Annotated in this window: 17 protein-coding genes; 7 read left to right on the plus strand and 10 right to left on the minus strand. The window is 73.4% G+C overall.

Features of this window, described 5'->3' with window-relative positions; genetic code table 11:
• Positions 1-98 precede the first annotated feature (98 nt).
• Entirely contained in the window at positions 99-839 is a 741-nt protein-coding gene (locus ACWC0C_RS25500) for an SDR family oxidoreductase (RefSeq protein ID WP_450866097.1), read from the plus strand.
• Between the two features lie 318 nt (positions 840-1,157).
• On the opposite strand, the gene ACWC0C_RS25505 is transcribed toward ACWC0C_RS25500, so the two are convergent.
• Complete coding sequence (locus tag ACWC0C_RS25505) at positions 1,158-2,414, minus strand: ROK family transcriptional regulator (RefSeq protein ID WP_450866099.1); 1,257 nt, start codon at positions 2,412-2,414, stop codon at positions 1,158-1,160.
• A gap of 142 nt (positions 2,415-2,556) precedes the next feature.
• Between ACWC0C_RS25505 and ACWC0C_RS25510 the strand changes: the two genes are divergently transcribed.
• Positions 2,557-3,771 (plus strand): MFS transporter, encoded by a 1,215-nt coding sequence (locus tag ACWC0C_RS25510; protein ID WP_450866100.1) that lies wholly within the window; start codon positions 2,557-2,559, stop codon positions 3,769-3,771.
• Here ACWC0C_RS25510 and ACWC0C_RS25515 read toward each other — a convergent pair.
• The gene (locus tag ACWC0C_RS25515) at positions 3,731-4,189 is read right to left on the minus strand and encodes an acyl-CoA thioesterase (RefSeq protein WP_450866102.1); all 459 of its coding nucleotides are present in this window, start codon (positions 4,187-4,189) and stop codon (positions 3,731-3,733) included. The two genes, ACWC0C_RS25510 and ACWC0C_RS25515, sit on opposite strands and share 41 nt — an antisense overlap.
• A 222-nt stretch (positions 4,190-4,411) precedes the next feature.
• Here ACWC0C_RS25515 and ACWC0C_RS25520 point away from each other — a divergent pair, with 222 nt between their 5' ends.
• Positions 4,412-5,803, plus strand: a complete 1,392-nt coding sequence (locus ACWC0C_RS25520; protein ID WP_450866103.1) for a uracil-xanthine permease family protein — start codon at positions 4,412-4,414, stop codon at positions 5,801-5,803.
• Here ACWC0C_RS25520 and ACWC0C_RS25525 read toward each other — a convergent pair.
• On the minus strand, positions 5,770-6,960 hold the full coding sequence (locus tag ACWC0C_RS25525; protein WP_450866105.1) for a glycoside hydrolase family 6 protein: 1,191 nt from the start codon (positions 6,958-6,960) through the stop codon (positions 5,770-5,772). The two genes, ACWC0C_RS25520 and ACWC0C_RS25525, sit on opposite strands and share 34 nt — an antisense overlap.
• Positions 6,961-7,070: 110 nt before the next feature.
• Between ACWC0C_RS25525 and ACWC0C_RS25530 the strand changes: the two genes are divergently transcribed.
• Positions 7,071-7,757: a DUF5995 family protein gene (locus ACWC0C_RS25530; RefSeq protein WP_450866107.1), complete on the plus strand. Its 687-nt coding sequence runs from the start codon at positions 7,071-7,073 to the stop codon at positions 7,755-7,757.
• Between the two features lie 97 nt (positions 7,758-7,854).
• A complete protein-coding gene (locus ACWC0C_RS25535) occupies positions 7,855-8,784 on the plus strand; it encodes an LLM class F420-dependent oxidoreductase (RefSeq protein ID WP_450866108.1) in 930 nt (309 codons plus the stop codon).
• Positions 8,785-8,824: 40 nt separating this feature from the next.
• Here the strand turns inward: ACWC0C_RS25535 and ACWC0C_RS25540 are convergent, their stop codons facing one another.
• Together ACWC0C_RS25540 and ACWC0C_RS25545 are read right to left on the minus strand one after the other, a co-directional pair.
• Positions 8,825-10,522: a flavin monoamine oxidase family protein gene (locus tag ACWC0C_RS25540; protein ID WP_450866110.1), complete on the minus strand. Its 1,698-nt coding sequence runs from the start codon at positions 10,520-10,522 to the stop codon at positions 8,825-8,827.
• A gap of 62 nt (positions 10,523-10,584) precedes the next feature.
• Positions 10,585-11,373, minus strand: a complete 789-nt coding sequence (locus tag ACWC0C_RS25545) for a carbon-nitrogen hydrolase family protein (protein ID WP_450866111.1) — start codon at positions 11,371-11,373, stop codon at positions 10,585-10,587.
• Positions 11,374-11,699: 326 nt separating this feature from the next.
• On the opposite strand from ACWC0C_RS25545, the gene ACWC0C_RS25550 reads away from it, so the two are divergent.
• Complete coding sequence (locus tag ACWC0C_RS25550; protein WP_450866113.1) at positions 11,700-12,269, plus strand: Repetin; 570 nt, start codon at positions 11,700-11,702, stop codon at positions 12,267-12,269.
• A 983-nt stretch (positions 12,270-13,252) separates the two neighbouring features.
• On the opposite strand, the gene ACWC0C_RS25555 is transcribed toward ACWC0C_RS25550, so the two are convergent.
• Positions 13,253-13,675 carry a hypothetical protein gene (locus ACWC0C_RS25555; RefSeq protein WP_450866115.1) on the minus strand — a complete coding sequence of 141 codons (423 nt, stop codon included), beginning with the start codon at positions 13,673-13,675 and terminating at the stop codon, positions 13,253-13,255.
• 119 nt (positions 13,676-13,794) lie between these two features.
• Here ACWC0C_RS25555 and ACWC0C_RS25560 point away from each other — a divergent pair, with 119 nt between their 5' ends.
• Complete coding sequence (locus tag ACWC0C_RS25560; RefSeq protein ID WP_450866116.1) at positions 13,795-14,598, plus strand: helix-turn-helix domain-containing protein; 804 nt, start codon at positions 13,795-13,797, stop codon at positions 14,596-14,598.
• A gap of 15 nt (positions 14,599-14,613) precedes the next feature.
• On the opposite strand, the gene ACWC0C_RS25565 is transcribed toward ACWC0C_RS25560, so the two are convergent.
• From ACWC0C_RS25565 to ACWC0C_RS25580, 4 genes are all read right to left on the minus strand, one after another.
• The gene (locus ACWC0C_RS25565) at positions 14,614-14,994 is read right to left on the minus strand and encodes a DUF742 domain-containing protein (RefSeq protein ID WP_449196752.1); all 381 of its coding nucleotides are present in this window, start codon (positions 14,992-14,994) and stop codon (positions 14,614-14,616) included.
• Positions 14,995-15,001: 7 nt separating this feature from the next.
• On the minus strand, positions 15,002-15,439 hold the full coding sequence (locus ACWC0C_RS25570; protein ID WP_449196751.1) for a roadblock/LC7 domain-containing protein: 438 nt from the start codon (positions 15,437-15,439) through the stop codon (positions 15,002-15,004).
• Entirely contained in the window at positions 15,429-17,786 is a 2,358-nt protein-coding gene (locus ACWC0C_RS25575) for a nitrate- and nitrite sensing domain-containing protein (protein ID WP_450866119.1), read from the minus strand. The genes ACWC0C_RS25570 and ACWC0C_RS25575 overlap by 11 nt, the downstream gene beginning before the upstream one ends.
• A gap of 101 nt (positions 17,787-17,887) precedes the next feature.
• Positions 17,888-19,345 (minus strand): HAD-IA family hydrolase, encoded by a 1,458-nt coding sequence (locus tag ACWC0C_RS25580; RefSeq protein WP_450866120.1) that lies wholly within the window; start codon positions 19,343-19,345, stop codon positions 17,888-17,890.
• Between the last annotated feature and the right edge of the window lie 8 nt (positions 19,346-19,353).

The following is a 19,353-nucleotide window of genomic DNA, read 5'->3' on the forward strand; positions in this document are numbered from 1 at the left end:
GCCGGCCCGGGCTTGTCACATTTCCCGGGGGCTGCGTGGTCTCAGCCGACGAGGGTGCTCCGACCGGGGGCACACGAGTCCGAAGGGACACGAACAGCATGACCACGATCCTGGTGACCGGCGGGACCGGCACGCTCGGCCGGTGCCTGACGGAGCGGCTGCGGGCGGACGGGCACGAGGTGCGGGTGCTCAGCCGGCACGCCCAGCCGTACGCCGTCGATCTGCGTGAGGGCGGGAGCGGCCTCGATGCCGCGCTCGCCGGTGTGGAGACGGTGGTGCACTGCGCGACCGCTCAGCGGGGCGACGAGCAGGCCGCCGATCACCTGATCGCGGCGGCACGGCGGGCCGGAGTGGGCCATCTGGTCTACATCTCCATCGTCGGCGTCGACCGGGTGCCGCTCGGCTACTACAAGACCAAGCTGGCCGTGGAGCGGCGGATCGAGGCGTCGGGGCTCGGCTGGACCATCCTGCGCACGACCCAGTTCCACGACCTGCTGGTCACGATCCTCGGCGGGCTGGCCAAGCCGCCCGTCATGCTGGTCCCGGCCGGGGTGCCGGACCAGCCGGTGGAGGTGGGCGAAGTCGCCGAGCGCCTGGCGGAGTTGGCGCTCGCCGCGCCGGCCGGGCGGGTGGCGGACATGGGCGGTCCCGAAGTACGGTCCCTGGACTCGCTGGCCCGCGCCTACCTCCGCGCGACCGGCCGGCGCCGGGCCGTCGCGCGGGTGCCGCTGTTCGGCGGGACCTATCGCGCTGTCCGCGAGGGCGGCCTGCTGGCCCCGGAACAGGCGGTGGGGAAGACGACGTTCGAGGAGTATCTGGGGCGGCGCTTCGGCGGCTGACGGGAGGGAGCCGGAGGGCATCGCCCGGTTCGAGGCCCTCGACGCCGAGGAACGGTCAGCGGCGCTGCGGGATCTGCGCCGCTTCTGCGTCCAGGCCCGCGCCACCCGCGAGGACGCCCTGGAGACCGTCCGCCGCGCCGGTCTCCGGGCGGGCGGCCCCCGTCGGCCCCCGTCTCGCGCGGACCGATCGACGTACAGCCGAGAACCGGAGGCCGGCCTGACACCCGGTCACGAGCGGACCAGGGCCTGGGACAACGGGCCGACTGAGCCCCTCGACCCCAAGCGCCCATGACAGACGGAGGAGTGCCCGGTGGGTGGTCAGTTGCGGTTCGGGGGTGCGAAGAGTTCGTCCTGGGCGCGGTCACGGGCGGTCAGGAGCGCGCCGCGCAGGACCGCCGCACCGCCAAGGGTGCTCGCCCGCACCTCCGTGAGCAGGGGCGACATCCGGCGCAGCCGTTCCTCCACGAGCCCGGCGAGCAACGCGCCGCCGGCCTGCCCGGCCTCCCCGCCGAGTACCACACAGCCGGGATCGAGTACGGCCACGACCGACGCGGCGCCGACGGCGATCCGGTCGGCGAGGGCGTGGAGGAAGCGCTCGGCGGGCCGTTCCGCGCCCGGCTGACCCGCACCCGCGTCGCTCACCTCCGCGACCGCCCCCCGAATCACCACCGCCGCCCCCGGTCCGTCCACCGTGGCCGGTACCGGCAGGCCGCACTCCGCCGCCAGGGAGCCGATCGCCGCCGCCCCCACCAGCGAGTGGAAGCCGCCGTCGCAGTCCGTCGCCGAGGGGAGCGAGCCGGTGCCCGGGACCGGCAGGAAGCCGATCTCGCCGGTGCCGCCCGAGGCGCCACGCAGGAGGGTGCCGCCCAGGACGACCGCCGCGCCGACGCCGTGCCCCAGCCACAGCAGGACGAAGGTGTCCCGGTCCCGGGCGGCACCCTCGCGCTGTTCCGCCAGGGCGGCGAGGTTGGTCTCGTTCTCCACGGTGACGCGGGCCCCGGGCAGCCGGTCCTGCAGGGCGGCGGCCAGGCGGCGGTGCCAGGCGGGCAGGCCCCCGGAGTCACGGAGGTCGCCGGTGGCCGGGTCGATGAGGCCCGGGGCGCCGATGCCGACGGTGTGCAGCCTCCCCCACGCTCGACCGCCCCCGCGCGGGGGCGCCCCCGTCGCCCCGGCCTCCTTGGCGGTCCGCTCCACCGCGGCCACCGCCTGTTCCACGGCGGGCCCGGTCCCGGTGCCCCCGCCGATCGGCACGGACGCCTCGGCGAGCACCCGCCCGACCAGGTCGGAGACCAGCACGAAGACACCCCCGGTACGGACGTCGAGCGCGGCCAGGTGGGCCCGGTCGGCGACGATGCCGTACAGCCGGGCGTTGGGGCCGCGGCGCTGCTCGCCGGACTCGCCGACGACCGTGATCAGTCCGGCGGCGGTGAGCCGTTCCACGAGGTCGGCGACCGTCGGCCGGGACAACCCCGTCAGCTGCTTCAACTGCCCTGCCGTGAGCGGGCCTTCATGCTGCAACAGCCGTAGGGCCTGGCGGTCGTTGATGGCCCGGGCGGTGCTGGGTGATGCGGGCATGACGGGAATCCTCCCAGATCGGCGGTCCTCACCCGATCAACGCGTCCTCGAACAGGCGGCCGTAAAACCGTCTATCTATCAGGCAGGCTCCCTGATAGTTTACGGCGCGTGCCGCGGGGCCACGCTCGGGAGGGACGGGAACATGAGTGACGTGGGGTACGCAGGTGGCGAGGTCAGGCGCGCCCGGTACGCCGTGGCGGCCGTGTTCGCCGTGCACGGCGCCGTGACCGGCTCCTTCGCCACCCGGGTGCCGTGGATCCGGGAACACGCCTCGCTCAGCCCGGGCCAGCTGGGGTTCGCGCTGGCCTTCGGCGCGTTCGGCGCCTCGTGCGCGATGCCGCTGGCGGGCCGGATCAGCCACCGCTTCGGCAGTCGTACGGCCCTGCGCGGGCTGCTCGCGCTGTGGACCCTCTCGCTGGTGCTGCCCTCCCTGGCGCCGAACGTGTACACGCTGTGCCTGGCGATATTCGCCTACGGCGCGAGCGCGGGCGTGTCCGACGTGGCGATGAACGCGCTCGGCGTCGAGATCGAGCGGCTGCTCGGCAGGTCGATCATGTCGGGGCTGCACGGCATGTGGAGCGCGGGCGCGCTGACCGGCTCGGCGGCCGGCACGCTCGCCGCGCACCTCGGCTCGGACGCCCGCCTGCACTTCGTGCTCGCCTCGGCCGTACTGACCGTGCTCGGCCTGGTGGCCTGCACCTGGGTACTGGACCTGCAGCCCGCCGAGGACGAGGAGGCGCCGCCGAGGTTCGCGCCGCCCCCGCGCTCGGCGCTGCTGATCGGCACGGTCGGCTTCTGCGCGGTGTTCGCGGAGGGTGCGAGCCTGGACTGGTCGGCGGTGTTCCTGCGGGACCGGCTGGACAGCTCGGCCGGTGTGGCGGCGGCCTGCACGACGGGGTTCATGCTGACGATGGCGGTGGCCCGGATCGCCGGTGACGCGGTGGTGAACCGGTTCGGCGCGGTCCGCACGGTCCGGGCCGGCGGCGTCCTGGCCGGGCTGGGCGGTCTGCTGATCGTGCTCGCCGGGTACCCGGCGGTGGCGATGGGCGGGTTCGCGCTGATGGGGCTCGGCATCGCGGTGGTCGTGCCGCTGTGCTTCGCGGCGGCCGGGCACGCCGGGCCCAACCCCAGCCAGGCCATAGCCGGCGTGGCCACGATCACCTACACCTCGGGCCTGATCGCGCCGAGCCTGATCGGCGGGGTGGCCCAGGCGACCAGCCTGGTGGTGTCGTTCTGTGTGGTGACGGCGCTGGCCTGCGGGCTCGCGGTGTTCGCGGGCGTGCTGCGCACCGCCGGGCGCGGCGGCCGGACCGAGGTCAGCCGGCCGGCCGCAGCAGTTCCCGGGCCACGGCCCTGAAGGCGTCGGTCCAGGGCGCCGGGCGCAGGGTGGTGGCGTCCAGCCGGACCAGCACCCGGGTGCCCTGGGCGTAGGTCTGGGCCCCGTCGGCCGAGCAGAAGCGGAAGCCGTAGGTCAGTCCGGTGGTGCCGAGCCGTTCCAGCCACAGGTGGACGGCGTAGCCGCCCGGGCGCGTCACCGGCGCCTCGTAGCTGATCCGCAGCTCGCGGACCGCGTTGCAGGCGTCTTGGGCCGCGTGCCAGTCGCCGTCGAAGCGGACGCCGTGCTCGTTCCACAGGTCGGTCCAGGCGCGCTCGACCATCAGCGGGTAACGGGCGTTGTGCAGGAGCCCGAGCGCGTCCAGGTCGTCGAAGTGCACGGTGACGGGGATCAGCCGGCCGTGGGAGACGGCGGGGGCGATCGGGGCTTCGGCGGTCACGGGGGCGGGCTCCTGAACATCGTTGCTGGGACGGATCCATACTAAGCGACCGCTCAGGAGCCCCGGCTGTCCCTGTGGCCGGCTGCCGTCGGCCGCGATCTGCGGGGCGATCCGCTTGGCGCGCGCGTCGAGCACGGTCCGCCGCGGCCGGCGGCAGGACCGCTCGTCAACCGTGACAATGGTGCGGACCGCCTGCACATACGCAAGAAAGCGAAACCCCACATGGATCTCGGCGTGCGCTGGAAACTGCACGGTGACGGGCGCACGCCCGCCCCCGGAGCGGTGGTACGCCCCGACGAACGGCTCTCCTGGCCCCGTACGGTGGGCCTGGGCGCCCAGCACGTGGTCGCGATGTTCGGCGCGTCCTTCGTCGCGCCGGTGCTGATGGGCCTCGACCCGAACCTGGCGATCATGATGTCGGGCGTGGCGACGGCGATCTTCCTGCTCGCCACCCGCGGACGCGTGCCGAGCTACCTGGGCTGCTCCCTGTCGTTCGTGGGCGTGGCCGCCGTCATCCGCGCCCAGGGCGGTACGAGTGCCACCGTGACCGGCGCGGTGTTCGTGGTCGGCATCGTGCTGTTCCTGGTGGGGCTCGCGGTGCAGCGCTTCGGCGCGCGGATCATCCATGCCGCGATGCCGCCGATCGTCACCGGCGCGGTCGTCATGCTGATCGGCTTCAACCTGGCCCCGGTGACCGCCTCCACCTACTGGCCGCAGGACCAGTGGACGGCCCTGCTGGTCATGCTGTTCACCGGGCTTGCCGTGGTCTGCCTGCGCGGTTTCTGGTCGCGGATCGCGATCTTCCTCGGCCTGGTCTTCGGGTACGGCATCTCCTGGGCCTTCGACCGGATCTTCGGCAAGATCCACTCCATGAGCCCCGGCGGCAAGGTCACCGACCACTGGCGGCTGGACCTCTCCGGCGTCTCCAAGGCGGACTGGATCGGCCTGCCGCACTTCCACGGGCCGTCCTTCCAGTGGTCGGCGGTCCTGGTCGCGCTGCCGGTCGTCATCGCGCTGGTCGCGGAGAACGCGGGCCACGTCAAGGCGGTCGGCGAGATGACCGGCGACCCGCTGGACGACAAGCTCGGTACGGCGATCTCGGCGGACGGCGTCGCGTCCATGCTCTCCACCGTGGTGGGCGGACCACCGAACACCACCTACTCCGAGAACATCGGCGTGATGGCCGCGACCCGGGTCTACTCCACCGCCGCGTACTGGGCCGCCGCCGGCTTCGCCCTGCTCTTCGGCATCTGCCCGAAGTTCGGCGCGGTCGTGGCCGCCATCCCCGGCGGTGTGCTCGGCGGCATCACCGTGATCCTGTACGGCATGATCGGCCTGCTCGGCGCCCAGATCTGGCTGCACGCCAAGGTGGACCTGCGCAACCCGCTGAACCTGGTCCCGGCCGCCGCGGGCATCATCATCGGCGTGGGCAACGTCAGCATGAAGTTCACCGGCACCTTCTCGCTCAGCGGCATCGCCCTCGGCACCCTGGTCGTCATCACCGGCTACCACGCGCTGCGCGCCTTCGCCCCCGCCCACCTGAAGAAGCAGGAACCGCTGCTGGACGAGGGCACGTCCGGCTACGACGCCAAGGCTCCGCGCGCCAAGTCGTAGGCGTACGACGGCGTGAACATCCCGGCGGCGCCCCGGCAGCCGTCGGACTCCCCCGGCGGCTTCACCCAGAGGTAGGCGTCGATGCGTGCCTCGCCGGTGTCCAGGGTCGGGGCCCGGCCGATCTTCCGCCCCGCCGGGTCGCACCACCGGCCGTCCGGCGGGGCGCCGTTGCCGTTGCGGCTGGTGTCGACCACGGCGCCGAGGCTCGCCGGGCCACCGAGCGCGTCCAGCACCCGACGGTCGTAGGCGATCTCGTCGGCCGTGGTGCGGAAGTTGGAGACATTGCTGAAGACGCCGTCCGCGTCGGCCGCCCCCGCCTGTCTCAGCAGGGCGGCCTGCTCGGCCGGCGGGTTCCAGCCGGAGTGTCCGGCGTCGTAGTAGACCCGCGCCCTTGGATCGGCGGCCTTCAGCACCCGGCCCGCACGGGCCAGCGAGGCGAACCGGGCGGCGCGGTCGGCCTCCGTCAGGCAGCCGGACCGCGCGATCGAGTCCGGCTCCAGGACGACGATCACCTCTCCCCGCCCCAGCCCCTGGGCGAAGGCGCCGATCCAGGCGTCGTAGGCCGCGAGGTCGGGCGCACCGCCCCGGGAGGCGCCGCCGCAGTCCCGGTCCGGGATCGCGTACGGCACGACCACCGGGACCCGGCCCCGATCCGCCGCACCCGCGGTGACCGCGCGCACCCGGGCGGCGATGGTGTCCGGGTCCGGGTCGGTGAACCACACCGCGGTCGGGCGGCCGGCGATCCGGGAGGCGATGACGGCGGTGCGCGGATCGCCGGGGTGCGCGCGGACCCAGTCCAGCACCTGGGAGTCGGGGTGGCGGTAGAGGAGCGGTGCGCCAGGCACGGTCGGCTGTTCGTCTCCGGCGCGGGTGGGAGTGGGAGTGGGAGTGGCCGAGGTTCGCGCGCGCCCCGAAGGGGCGCGGGGCCGTGTCCGACCTGCGGCTGACGCCGTGTGGGCGCGGTCGACCACAACGGGCCCGCGGGCGTTCGACGGCCCGGCACGACCCTCCCGCGGAGCGCTCGGCGCCGAGAGGATCCCGGTGACGGAGCCGACCAGCGTCACCACCGAGGCCACCGTCACCATCACCCCGCGCCGCACCGCACGCCTGCGCGCCGCCCGGCGCTCCGCCAGGCGCCGGACGCGTAAGCCTGACACGGTGTCATGTCCCCCTCTCGCCTGCGCACTGCGGCGGTCCGTTCCCCCGTTCCGGCGAAGCACCGGGCCGGTCGGCACACCGGCCGACCCAGGGCTGGGACCCTTCCCCCATGGCGCAGTTGGAACACCTCACCACCCCCGTCGACGCGGTCGTCTCCCGGATGCGCGCAATCGACGCGACCCTCCCCGAGCGGGACGGTGTAGCCGTGTTCAACCGCGTCTACCTCACCGTCACCGAGGAGATCGACCGGAGCCTGGACGCCGGGGAGTTCCCGGATCCACGGGCGGCGATCGCGCTGGACGTGCGGTTCGCCGATCGCTATCTGGCGGCCGTGGACGCGGAGGCCGCGGACCGCCGTCCACCGGCCTGCTGGCGTCCGCTGTTCCAGCTGCGGGGCCATCCCGGGGTACGGCCGCTGCAGTTCGCGCTGGCGGGCATCAACGCGCACATCGGCCACGATCTGGCGCTCGCCGTGGTGGACGCCTGTCGTACCGTCGGCTGCGAACCGGCCGGTCTGGAGGACGAGTTCGACCGCGTGGGCGATCTCCTGGTCGCGCTGGAGGAACGCATCCGCGAGGATCTGATGCCGGGCCCCGACCTGCTCCAGATCGCCGACCCGCTCACCCATCTGCTGGGCTCCTGGAGCCTGGAGCGGGCCCGCGACGCGGCCTGGGTGGCGGCACGGTCCCTGTGGGCGCTGCGCCACTGCGGCGACATGGCTCAGGAGTTCGCCGAACGACTGGACGCTGCGGTGGGATTCGGGGGGCGGATGCTGCTGACACCGCTCACCGACTGACCTGGCCGGAATCGGCCCCTGCGCGCGCCACCTCCGGAACTCCCCGGCGACGGCCGTACGTTGCCGGGCAAGCATCCGATCGCAGAGGAGCAGCGGTATGGTGACCCGGCTCGGCCTGAGTCTTCCCCAGATGCGGCAGTACTCGATCGGCACGGACGTGCCCGCGGTGGCACGCGCCGCCGAGCGGACCGGCTATGACAGCCTGTGGGTCTTCGAGCGGGCCCTGTTCCCCGAGCCCGCCACCCAGGGCCTGTACGGCGTCGACGGCCTGCCCTGGCCGGACCAGTACCGGAACGTGGCGGACCCGCTGGTCACCCTCACCCTGGCCGCGGCGGCCACCGAGCGGGCGGAGCTGGGCTCCAGCGTCCTGGTGGCGCCGCTGCACGTGCCGTTCCAGCTCGCCAAGGCCCTGGCCTCGCTGGACGCGGCGAGCGGGGGCCGGGTCATGGCGGGCTTCGGCACGGGCTGGTCCGTGGACGAGTACGCGGCCTCGGGCGTCCGGCCGATCGCGGAGCGCGGCGCGGTCCTGGACGAGATCATCGAGGTGTGCCGGGCCGTGTGGGGTCCCGATCCGGTCGTCCACGACGGACGGCTCACCAAGATCGCTTCAGCCGTGGTCGGGCCCAAGCCCGCCCGGCCGATCCCGATTCTGCTCGCCGCGGGCAACAGGCGGGCGTGGCGGCGGCTGGTGGACCACGCCGACGGCTGGCTTCCGGTGGGCATGGGCGCCGAGCAGGTCGCCGCCCAGTGGCGCGAGCTGCGGGAGCTGGCCGAAGAACGGGGGCGCACCGAACCGATCCGGACGGTGTTGCGGGTGAACACCGTCCGTCTGCCCAAGGCGTACGAGGGCGCGGACCGCCGGCCCTTCCAGGGGAGCGTGGACCAGATCGTCGAGGATCTGGTGGAGCACGCGCGGATCGGCCTGGACGAGATCCTCGTCGACCTCCAGGGCAGCGCGCGGGACGCCCGGGAGCTGGCGGACGTCGCCGCGGAGGTGTTTGAAAAGGCGCGGGCGGCCGGAATCTGAGTCCGGCCGCCCGCGCCTTGGTCCTTGCTCGTTCTTCTGGTCAGTCCTCGGGCAGCTCCACAGGGGCGATCTCGTCGTACATGTCACCCGGGCCGGGGTTGGCCGGGTCGGTCTCGCCACCCAGGTGGTGCATGACGCCCCAGACCGCGTTCAGCGCGGTCTGGATCGCGCCCTCGGCCCAGCCCGCCGTCCAGGAGATGTCGTCGCCGGCGAGGAAGATACCCCGCTTGTCCTCGGGCAGCCGGTCCTGCATGAAGTGGGTGAACAGGCGCCGCTGGTAGCGGTAGTGACCCGGCAGGTTGGCCTTGAACGCGCCCATGAAGTAGGGCTCGTTCTCCCAGGAGACCGTCACCGGGTTGCCGATGATGTGCTTCCTGATGTCGACCTTCGGGTAGATCTCGCCGAGCGACTTCAGCATGACCTCCATCCGCTCGTTCGCGGACAGCGGCAGCCACTTCAGGCTGTCGTCGCACCACGTGTAGGACAGGCAGATGACGGCCGGCTGGTCCGGGCCGTTGTCCAGGAGGTAGGTGCCGCGGGTCATGCGGTCGGTCAGCGTCATCGACATGACGTCCCGGCCCGTGTCCTCGTCCTTGTCCAGCCAGAACGGCCGGTCCACGGGCACGAAGAGCTTGCTGGACTCCATGTAGTGGGTGCGCTCGATCGCCGTCCAGTGGTCGATCGGGAACAGCGAGTCGTCGCAGGCGATCTTGGACAGCAGCATCCAGGACTGGGCGGTGAAGACGGCCGCCTTGTAGGTGCGGATGTCGCCGTTCGCGTCCGTCACGGTGATCTGGTTGCCCGCGGTGCGGTGCAGCCGGGTCACGGCCGGCTTCGGCTCGCCGTCCACGTGCAGGGACTTCAGCGAGGTGCCGTAGGGCCAGTGGACGATCTTCTCCGGCTGGCGGTCCCACAGGCGCAGCGGCAGCTGCTGGGAGCCGCCGACGATGCCGCGGTGGTGGTCGTCGGCCTCGGTGTAGACGACGCGCAGGATCTCCAGGATGGAGTTCGGGAAGTCGGTGTCCCAGCCGCCGGTGCCGAAGCCGACCTGGCCGAAGATCTCGCGGTGCCGGAAGGACTTGAAGGCCTCGGAGTCGCAGAGGAAGCCGTAGAAGGTCTGGTTGTCCAGCTTCTCGACGAGCTTCGCCCAGATCTCGCGGATGCGCGGCACGTCGCGCTCGCGCATGGCGCGGTTCATGTCGGAGAAGTCGGCGCCCTCGTCGAGGCACTTGTTCCAGGCCTCGGCGACGTCCCGGTACACCTGCGGCAGGTCGGCGATGGTCTCGGCGTAGTGCGACTCGCCCTTGAGGTCCACGACGGTCGAGGGGGTGGCCTCGGCCAGCGGGTTCGGGAAGGGCCTGGTCTCCAGGCCCACCATGTCGATGTAGTGCTGCAGGGCGGTGGAGGACGGCGGGAAGCGCATCGCGCCCAGCTCGCAGTTGAGCGACTCGTCGCAGCCCTCGAAGCCGACGGTGCGCAGCCGGCCGCCGAGCTGGTCGGCCTCGTAGACGACGGGCTTGAGGCCCATCTTCATCAGCTCGTACGCGGCCACGATGCCGGACAGACCGCCGCCGATGATCGCGACCTCGGTGCCGTGCTCGGTCGCGGGTATCTGGCCCAGGCCCGCCGGGTGGGCGAGGAAGTCGTCGTAGGCGTAGGGGAAGTCCGGGCCGAACATGGTGATCGGCGGCTGCTGCTCGTCGGTGTGCTCGACGGCGTTGGGCACCGTGGACGTCATGGGGTACGGACTCCTTGCGCGTGGTGAAACCGGGGGGAGGCTTTTCGGGCGGCTGCGGCGGCTCAGGCGAGGGACCCGTACAGACCGGGGCGGCGGTCCTGCAGGTACGGGTTGGCCTCGCGGGAGGCGGCCAGGAAGGCGGGGTCGGCGTCGGCGAACACCAGTTGCTCGGCGCGGCCGGCCCGGGCGCGGGCGACACCGTCGGGACCGGCGAGCACGGAGAGCCCGACGAACTCGAACTCGCCTTCCTGGCCGACCCGGTTGACGTACGCGACGTACATCTGGTTCTCCCAGGCGCGCACCGGGATCATCGACTCGGCGACGAACTGGAAGGGGTGCATCTGCGCGGTCGGGACGACGAGGAGGTCGGTGCCGGCCAGGGCGTGGGCGCGGACGTTCTCCGGGAACTCGACGTCGTAGCAGATCATCAGGCCGACGGTCAGGCCGTTCAGCTCGGCCTGGACGACCGGCTGCTCGCCCGGCGTGAAGTGGTCGCGCTCGAAGCAGCCGAAGAGGTGGGTCTTGCGGTAGTTGGCGAGCCGGGTGCCGTCGGCGGAGATCAGCTGGGCGGAGTTGTAGACGGTCTCGCCGTCGCGCTCCGGGTAGCCGTAGGCGAGGGCGATGCCGTGCCGGGTGGCGATCTCGGCGATCGCGTCGGCGGAGTCGCCGTCGGCGGGCTCGGCGAGGCGGGCGATGTCGTCGCCGATCGCGTACCCGGTCAGGAACATCTCCGGCGCGGCGAGCAGCGCGGCGCCCGCTGCGGCGGCACGGCCCGCGGCCTCGTCGAGGACCTTGAGGTTCTCGACGATGGAGCCGGGGCGGCCGGAGCTCTGGAGCAGGGCGGTGCGCATGCGGGGTCCTCACCGGAAAGAGGTTCTTGTGGGTGGCCGGGAAGTTTTTTCGGGCCACGAAGAAGGTACGGTCGGCGCGCTCGGCCGGACAAGAAGGAGCCGTTGCGCGCCTGTGCGCGGTTCGTTGCGTGCAGTGCGGGTCGGGCGGCGATTCGTTGCGCGCCCTCGACGGCGGTTCCCCTCCTCCCTGAGACGCAGGTCACCGGCAGGGTCCCCCGCCGGACGGGGGAGGTGGGATGCCGACTGCGGAGCGATGCGCCGAAACGCTCCTGCCGGGAGAGTGGTGATCGTTCAGATCACGCGCTTGACCTGCGGAAAGGACCGTCATGAAGCGCCGTACGAAGATCGTCGCCGCGTCTGCCGCCGCCGCCCTGCTGATCATCACCGGGGCCGCCGGTGCGGCGGTGGCCGCCGGAGCGACCGTGGCCGCCGGGGGCGGGGCCCACCCCCCTCAGCGCGAGGCCGCCGCACTGACCGGTACGGCCAAGCTGTACCGGTCGGCGGGGGACGACATCACCTTCTCCTTCGACGCGCATCTGGCGGCGAAGGACACCAAGGACCCGCTCAAGGCCACCGGCACGTTCGAGTGGAGCCACTACCTCCACGGTGAGGGGGCGTGGGCCAAGGCGAAGGTGGACTGCCTGGTCACCGGCGGGAAGGTCGCCGTCGTGTCCGGTGTCATCACGGCATCGGACCTGCCGGGGGCGAAGGGCAAGCGGGTCGGCGTCACGGTCGACGACCTGGGCCGGCACGACCGGCTGGGCTACAGCTGGGCCGCTGTCGGCAGTCCCGTGGACACCAAGGACCTGCCCAAGTGCGTCTCGTCCGCCCCGTTCGAGAAGGTGAAGCAGGGCACGGGCGACTTCAAGGTCGTCCCGTGGCAGCCGGCTCTGTAAGGGATCCCTCGCGGATCTCGATGACGACCTTTCCATAGGCACGGGGACGAGGGCGACCTCGGGCAGGACGGCCAGCTCGCGCGGCATGCCGTTGGGCGTGCCGCGGGAGCTGGGCGCAGCGGAGCCGGATCCAGCGGGGCGTCCAGCCGCCGCGGGGACAGCGCGACGGTGGCCCGGGGGCAACCGGTGGGCGCCCGGACCGGGGCGACCTCGGGTAGGAGGGGCAGCTCGGGCGGCATGGCGTCGAGCGTGCCGCCCACCTGGGGCAGCAGGGCCGGTTTCGGCAGGGCGTCCAGCCGCCGCGGGGACAGCGCGACGGTGGCTCGGGGGCAACCGGTGGGCGCCCGGACCGGGGTGTCCTCGGGCAGGAGGGGCAGCTCGGGCGGCATGCCGTTGGGTGTGCCGCGCAGCTGGAGCAGCAGGGCCGGATCCAGCGGGCCGTCCAACCGCCCCGGGGGGGCAGCGCGACGGCGACCCGGGGCAACCAGTGGGCGCCCGGACTGGGGCGACCTCAGGCAGGACCGCCAGCTCGGGCGTCGAGCCTGCCGAACAGCTGGGGCAGCAGGCCGGATCCAGCAGGCCGTCCAGCCGCTCGGCGGTGACCGGGGGGCACCCGGCGGGCGTCTCCGGTCCGGGGCATCCTCGGGCAGGGCCGCCAGCTCAGGCGGCATGCCGTTGGGCGTGCCGCGCAGCTGGAGCAGGCAGGGCCGGATCCAGCAGGCCGTCCAACCGCCCCGGGGACAACACAGCGGCGGCCCGGCGACAACCGGTGGGCGTCGACGGCGCCGTCGGATGACGTCCGGTTTCGCCGGCGGGACGGACTGGTCGCGCCGCACGAGGTGTTCGCGGAAGCCGAGGGAGGCCGCGCGCAGGGCGGCCGCCGGGTCGCCCGGGACCGGGCGGCGCCGGGCGTGCGTGGGCGGGGTGAGTCTCCCCTCACCCGTGGCTGCGCACCGTCGCGGGGAGGGTGGGCGTCGTCGCGCTCAGCCCTCGATGAACTGGTAGTCGCCGGTGATCCGCCCGTCCGGGTCGAGCACCAGGATCTCCAGGCCCACTGCGGCGACCTCGCCGCCGTGCCGGGACACCATCTCCCAGTGGAACTTGACGATGTCGTTCAGGCGGTCCGCGTCGCCGCGCGACCGGAAGACATAGGTGCCGGGCGCGACGAACTCCTCGTAGGCGCGCGTCACCCGGACGTCCAGCGCGTCATGCCCGCGGGCCTGGAGGACGAGCCGGTCGAAGCCCAGCTCCTCGGCGGTCCGCCGCATCTCCTTGGGCGCCTGCAGCACATGCACCGCGTCGGCGGACCACAGCGCGCCGATCGCGGCGCGGCGCTGCTCCGCGTCGGGTTCGTTCCACACGGCGACGTACCGGCCGGTGAGTTCCTGGATGTCGTTGGCTTTCACGGTCGTTCCCCTTCGGCCGTTGTCGGTCGGTTACGGCACCGACCCTGCTGCGCCGGGCTGCGCGCGGCAATTCCCGCCAGGGAATGGCCGATCGTGATCGCTCGGGCTACACATGAGGGGTGATCAGCGAATCGACCACGGGCGGGCTCGGCACCGCGCTGCGCGAGTGGCGCGCCCGAAGGCGCGTCAGCCAGCTGGAACTGGCCCTGCGTGCGGGCACGACCCAGCGGCACGTGAGCTTCATCGAGAGCGGCCGGTCGGCCCCCGGCCGCTCCATGATCATCAGGCTGGCGGAGTCCCTGGAGGTGCCGATCCGCGAGCGCAACGAGCTGCTGCTGTCGGCCGGATTCGCCCCGGCCTACCCGCAGAGCGGCCTGGACGATCCCCGGATCGGGCCGATCCGCACCGCCCTCGAACGGATCCTGGACGGCCATCTGCCCTACCCGGCGGTGGTCGTCGACCGGCACGGCGACCTCGTGTCCGCCAACGCCGCGTTCCACGCGCTCACCGCGGGCGTGGCCCCGCAGCTGCTCGCCCCGCCCGTGAGCGTGCCCCGGCTGCTGCTGCACCCGCAGGGCCTCGCGCCCCGTATCGTCAACCTCGGTGAATGGGCGTGGCACATCATCGACCGGGTGCGGGCCGAGAGTGTGCGCAATCCGGACGAACGGCTGCGCGACCTGGCCGCCGACCTCGCCGCTCTGGCTCCCGAACGGCCGCGCGACACGCCGGACCACCTGGGTTTCGCCGTGCCGCTACGGCTGCGCGCGGCCGATCCCGCCGACGGCCGGGAGCTGACCTTGGTCACCACGCTCACGCACTTCGGCACCGCCACCGATGTCACCGTCGCCGAGCTGCGGCTGGAGGCGTTCCTGCCGGCCGACGAGGCGACCGCCGCGCTGCTCGCGGAGCTGGTGCGCCGCTGACCGGTGCCGTGGCGCCTACAGCTCCTTCAGCCGCTCGACGATCTCCCGCAACAGCCCCGGATCGGCGGCCGGAGCGCCGGCCCGGAGGCGGCGCGGCTCATCGATGCGGATCAGGCCCGCCTCGGCCAGGTCGCCGAGCAGGACCCGCAGGACGGTCAGCGGCAGATCGGCGTCCGCGGCCAGCTCCACGACGGGACGCGGGCCGCGCCGGATCAGATCGAGCAGGGCGGCACGGGCGTGGTCCACGTCCGGCCCGGGCGTGTCGGTGTCCAGCGCGGTGACCCGGGACATCAGGTCGATGGCGTGCGCGCCCGAGGGCCGGGTGCGGCCCCGGGTCACCGTGTAGGGGCGCACCATCGGCCCGGTCTCGTCCTCGTACCAGTGCTCGTCGCTCACCGCGGGATCATCTGGCGGTGCGGGCGGCCGCGTCCAGGTGGCGGCCGAGGCGGCGGACGAGCAGGGCCATCTCGTGGGCGAGCTGACCGACGTCGGTACGGGCTTCGCTGAGCACGGCGAGCCGGCTGCCGTGTCCGGCCGGGGTGACGAAGAGGTAGGCGTCGTCGAGCATCACCATGGTCTGCCGCACCTGGCCCGCGGCGAACCGCTCCCCCACCGACCGGGCCAGGCCGTGGAAGCCGGAGCAGATGGCGGCCAGGTGCTCGATGTCCTTCCGGCGCATCCCCTCCGAGCTGCTGAGCGGGATGCCGTCGGCGGTCAGCAGCACGGCCTGGCGGACGTGATCGGTACGCGCCACGAGGTCGTCCAGCAGCCAGCCGAGATCCGCGCCGGGCGCTCCGCTGGTCTCGGCGGACTGCTCGGGCCTGTGTTCGTCACCGGGCATCGTCGGTGTCGGTCCCTTCGTCGGCGTGGGTGGTCAGGGAGTCGGCGTCGGCACCGGCGCTGCGAGCAGCGGCTTCGGGGGGCGTGGGAACGCCCCTGCGGCCGCGGTCGAGGCCGCGCTGGAAGGCGCCGAAGATCGCACGCATCTCCTCGGCGTCGATCTCGCGCTCGGGTGCGGTGTCGCGCGGCGGTGGTTCGTCCCGCAACTCCCGGACGAGGGAGGCCTGCCGGGTCCGGGAGGGCAGCGCGGGCGGGGACGCAGGCGGCTCGGCTACGGCCTCGGGGGCGGGCGGGGACGACGACGGTGCGGGCACGGACGCGAGTCGGCTTCGCGTGGGCAGGTCACCCGCGGGGGCGCTCCGCGGTTCGGCCGGCGCGGACACAGCCGCCCGCCTCCTGGAGGGCAACTCGCGTACGGCCGCGCCCTGTTCGCGTGGCTCGACCCCCGCCAGCACGGCCTCCGGAAGCAGGACCACCGCCGTCGTACCACCGTACGGCGAGTCGCCGAGGCTGACCTCGATGCCGTGGCGGGCGGCGAGGCGGCCGACGACGTAGAGGCCGAGCCGGTCGTGGCGGGTGGGGTCGAAGGCGTCGGGGTCGGTGAGGGTGGCGTGGGCCCGGTCGCGGGCTTCGGCGTCGAGGCCGAGGCCCCGGTCGTCGATCTCCAGCACGAAACCGGCACCGACCCGGCCGGTGCGCAGGGTGACCCGGGTGTGCGGGGGCGAGAACACCGTGGCGTTCTCCAGGAGTTCGGCGATCAGGTGCACCACGTCGGCGACCGCGTCCGCCGCGATCCCGGTCTCCGGCATCGGCGGCACGACCACGCGCGCGTAGTCCTCGATCTCGCCGACCGCCGAGGCGACGACGTCCGCCAACGGCACCGGCTTGCGCCAGCGCCGCCCGGGCGCGGAGCCGGAGAGGATGATCAGGCTCTCCGCGTGCCGGCGCATGCGCGTGGTCAGGTGGTCGATGCGGAACAGCTCGCGCAGGATGTCGGGGTCCTCGGTGCGCCGCTCCAGGGTGTCGACGAGCTTGAGCTGCCGGTGGACCAAGGCCTGGTTGCGGCGCGCGATGTTGAGCAGCACCGCGAACAGGCCCCGCCGCAGGGTCGCCTGCCTGACCGCGGCCTCGACGGCGGCGAGCCGCGCGGTGTTGAAGGACCGGCCGACCTGCCCGATCTCGTCGTCGCGCACCTCGTCGGCGGCGAGCGGCGGCGCCTCGGCGAGCGCGTCCACGTCTTCACCGGCGCTCAGTCTGCGCATGACGTCGGGCAGTTGGCGGGTCGTCAGGACGTCGGCCGCGTCCCGCAGGGTCTCCAGGCGCCGGGAGATCCGCCGTGCGCCGCGCACCGCGAACCACAGCGACAGCCCGGCGGCGGCGAGCCCCACCACGCCGACGACGGCCGCCTTGATGAGCTCCCGGTAGGCGAAGGCCCGGCCCCGCGCGGCGGAGTTCTCGGCGGACCGCGTGCACAGCTGCATGTACCGGTGCACGGCCCGGTCGGTGGTGGACCGCCAGCTGTCCGCGGCGACGGCCCGCCCGGCACCGGCGGCACCGGCCCGCAGCAGCGCGTCCTCGCCGCGCGCCAGCGAGCCGTACAGCTCCCCGCGCTGGAAGTCCTCGAACAGCGCACGCGAGTCGGTGGGCAGGTCCGGTACGTATGTGCGCTGGAACACCCGCCGGTCCTCGATGGTCGCGGTCAGGGTGTCGTACTGCCGGTCGGTGAGCGTGCCGGCCGCCCGCGCCCCGGCGACCAGCGCGTCCTCCCGCGAGACGAACTCCCTTACCCGGACCAGCTCGATGACGACCTGTGCCTCCCGGGCCAGCTGTCCGGCCTGCAGGGCGGTGAGCGTGGACTGGACGTCGAAGCCGGGCTCCACGAGCGTGCTGTACTCGTCCACGGCCCGGTCCCAGGTGATGCGCCGGGACAGCACCTGGGAGCGCAGCCCGTCCAGCTTGCCGGTGGCCGTGACCATGGTGTCCAGTGCCTGCCGCTGGCGGTCCGTGAGCCGGCTGCGGTCACCGTGCTGGATCGCCTGCCGCATGGCGTCGACGGCCCGGTCGGTACGGCGCTGCTGCTCGAGCAGCTGGGCGGCCGTCGCGGTGTCGAGGCGGGCGCCCAGGTAGGCGGCGGACATCCGGCGCTCGATCTGGATCTGCCCGACCGCGGTGTCCACGGGGGTGCCGAAGTCCTCGTACACCCCCTGGATCCGGACCAGCGCGCGCAGTTCGCCGGTGACGGACCACATGGCGAAGCCCCACAGCGCCATCAGCGCGACCGCCGGGGCGAGCGCGAGCGCCACGATCCGCGCACGGACGGTGGTGGGACGGCCGAGGGGCCAGCGCATGGAGTACCTGCCGGGGTTACCAGTCAGTAGTGGGTGGGAGCGCGGCACAACCTACGGGATGGTCACCCCGTACCGCAATGGTGACCTGCGGTAACCCGCGGTCACCCGGCAGACAGCGCAAAGGTCGTGACGACCGCCGCGTGGTCGGAGGGCCAGTCGTTGTCCGCGACGTCCGGCCAGGGGCGCGGGCTGCCCGTGACGAGGGTCCGCGCGTCCCGCACGGTCAGGCCCCGGTGCAGGACGTAGTCGATCCGGTCCTGCGGCTCGGGCCGCCCGCTGCCGTCCTCGTGCACCGGGTGGATCGGCGACCAGGTGCGGCCGGGCTCGGCGGCGGGATCCGGGTGGGCCTCGCGGTAGGAGTCGGCGAAGCCCGCGTCCTCGGTGGCCCTCGTCACCGGCCAGGCGACGTCCGGCCAGTCCAGATGCGAGGGGCAGTTGAAGTCGCCGACCAGGACGACCGGGACGCCCTCGGCCGAGGACTCGGCGATGCGGTCCAGGGCGTCCCTCATCTGCGCCAGCCGCAGCTCCTCGTGGGCGATCAGCTCCGGCGCCGGCAGCCCGTCGAAGACGGACTCGTAGGGGCCGTACGGCGTGTAGTGCAGATGTACGGTCCACACGTCGACCTCGCGGCCGGGCGCCACCGCGATCCGGGCGCCCGCGGCGCCGTAGAAGCCGACGTCCGGGTCGCCGAAGCGGGCGGTGATCGGGTGGCGGCTGATGATGCCGAGGTTCTCGCCGGCCCGGTGGTGGTACCAGCCGAGCGCCTCGGCCAGCTCCTGGGCGGCCGTCCCGCCCGTCTCCTGGAGCCCGACGACGTCGGCGCCGCTCTCCAGGATCACCTTGAGCTGCTTGGCACGGTGGTCGTCGACCTCGCTGCCGCCGAGCCACAGGTTCCAGCTCATGACCCGGAGTTCGGGCGCGACCATGCGCCGCAGTTCCTCGACCGTGACGCCGGCGAGGCTGTCCCGCACGGTACGGCCGGGCGCCGTGCCGATCGGCGCGAGGGACGGTACGGCGAGGACGGCGCAGCCGGCGGCCTCGGCGGAGGCGACGCCGGTCTCGGTGTCCTCGACGGCCAAACAGGCGGCGGGGTCCACGCCGAGGGCATGGCAGGCGGCCCGGTACGGGTCGGGGGCCGGCTTGGTGCGCTCGGTGTCGTCGGCGGTGACGGAGGCCGCGAACCGTTCGGCGCCGAGGGCGTCGAGGACGACATCGGCGACCGCGCGCGGGGACGCGGTGACCAGGGCCGTGGGAATGCCGACGGCGGCCAGCGCGTCCAGCAGGTCCAGCGCGCCGGGCCGGGGCACGATCCCGGTGCGGACGCGGTCGGCGAACTCGCGGTGCAGCTCGGCCGCGAGAGCGTCGGCCGGCCTGCCGGTGGCCGTGCCGAGCCAGGCGGCGGTGTGCTCGACCGGGCGGCCGAGCACGTCCGGCTGGTCGGCCTCGGTCAGCGGGCGTCCGGCGACCTGCTCGACCGCCTCCCACCACAGGCGCTCGGTGTCGACGAGCGTGCCGTCCATGTCGAACAGAACCGCCTGGAGGGCAGTGTGGGGGGTCATGTTCGGGT

This window comes from Streptomyces sp. NPDC001709 (genome assembly GCF_053596375.1).

Excerpts from the sequence above, each read along its gene's own strand:
- ACWC0C_RS25500 (WP_450866097.1), top strand. The coding sequence starts at position 99 with ATGACCACGATCCTGGTGACCGGCGGGACCGGCACGCTCGGCCGGTGC.
- ACWC0C_RS25505 (WP_450866099.1), bottom strand. The coding sequence starts at position 2,414 with ATGCCCGCATCACCCAGCACCGCCCGGGCCATCAACGACCGCCAGGCC.
- ACWC0C_RS25510 (WP_450866100.1), top strand. The coding sequence starts at position 2,557 with ATGAGTGACGTGGGGTACGCAGGTGGCGAGGTCAGGCGCGCCCGGTAC.
- ACWC0C_RS25520 (WP_450866103.1), top strand. The coding sequence starts at position 4,412 with ATGGATCTCGGCGTGCGCTGGAAACTGCACGGTGACGGGCGCACGCCC.
- ACWC0C_RS25530 (WP_450866107.1), top strand. The coding sequence starts at position 7,071 with ATGGCGCAGTTGGAACACCTCACCACCCCCGTCGACGCGGTCGTCTCC.
- ACWC0C_RS25535 (WP_450866108.1), top strand. The coding sequence starts at position 7,855 with ATGGTGACCCGGCTCGGCCTGAGTCTTCCCCAGATGCGGCAGTACTCG.
- ACWC0C_RS25540 (WP_450866110.1), bottom strand. The coding sequence starts at position 10,522 with ATGACGTCCACGGTGCCCAACGCCGTCGAGCACACCGACGAGCAGCAG.
- ACWC0C_RS25545 (WP_450866111.1), bottom strand. The coding sequence starts at position 11,373 with ATGCGCACCGCCCTGCTCCAGAGCTCCGGCCGCCCCGGCTCCATCGTC.
- ACWC0C_RS25550 (WP_450866113.1), top strand. The coding sequence starts at position 11,700 with ATGAAGCGCCGTACGAAGATCGTCGCCGCGTCTGCCGCCGCCGCCCTG.
- ACWC0C_RS25570 (WP_449196751.1), bottom strand. The coding sequence starts at position 15,439 with ATGCCCGGTGACGAACACAGGCCCGAGCAGTCCGCCGAGACCAGCGGA.
- ACWC0C_RS25575 (WP_450866119.1), bottom strand. The coding sequence starts at position 17,786 with ATGCGCTGGCCCCTCGGCCGTCCCACCACCGTCCGTGCGCGGATCGTG.
- ACWC0C_RS25580 (WP_450866120.1), bottom strand. The coding sequence starts at position 19,345 with ATGACCCCCCACACTGCCCTCCAGGCGGTTCTGTTCGACATGGACGGC.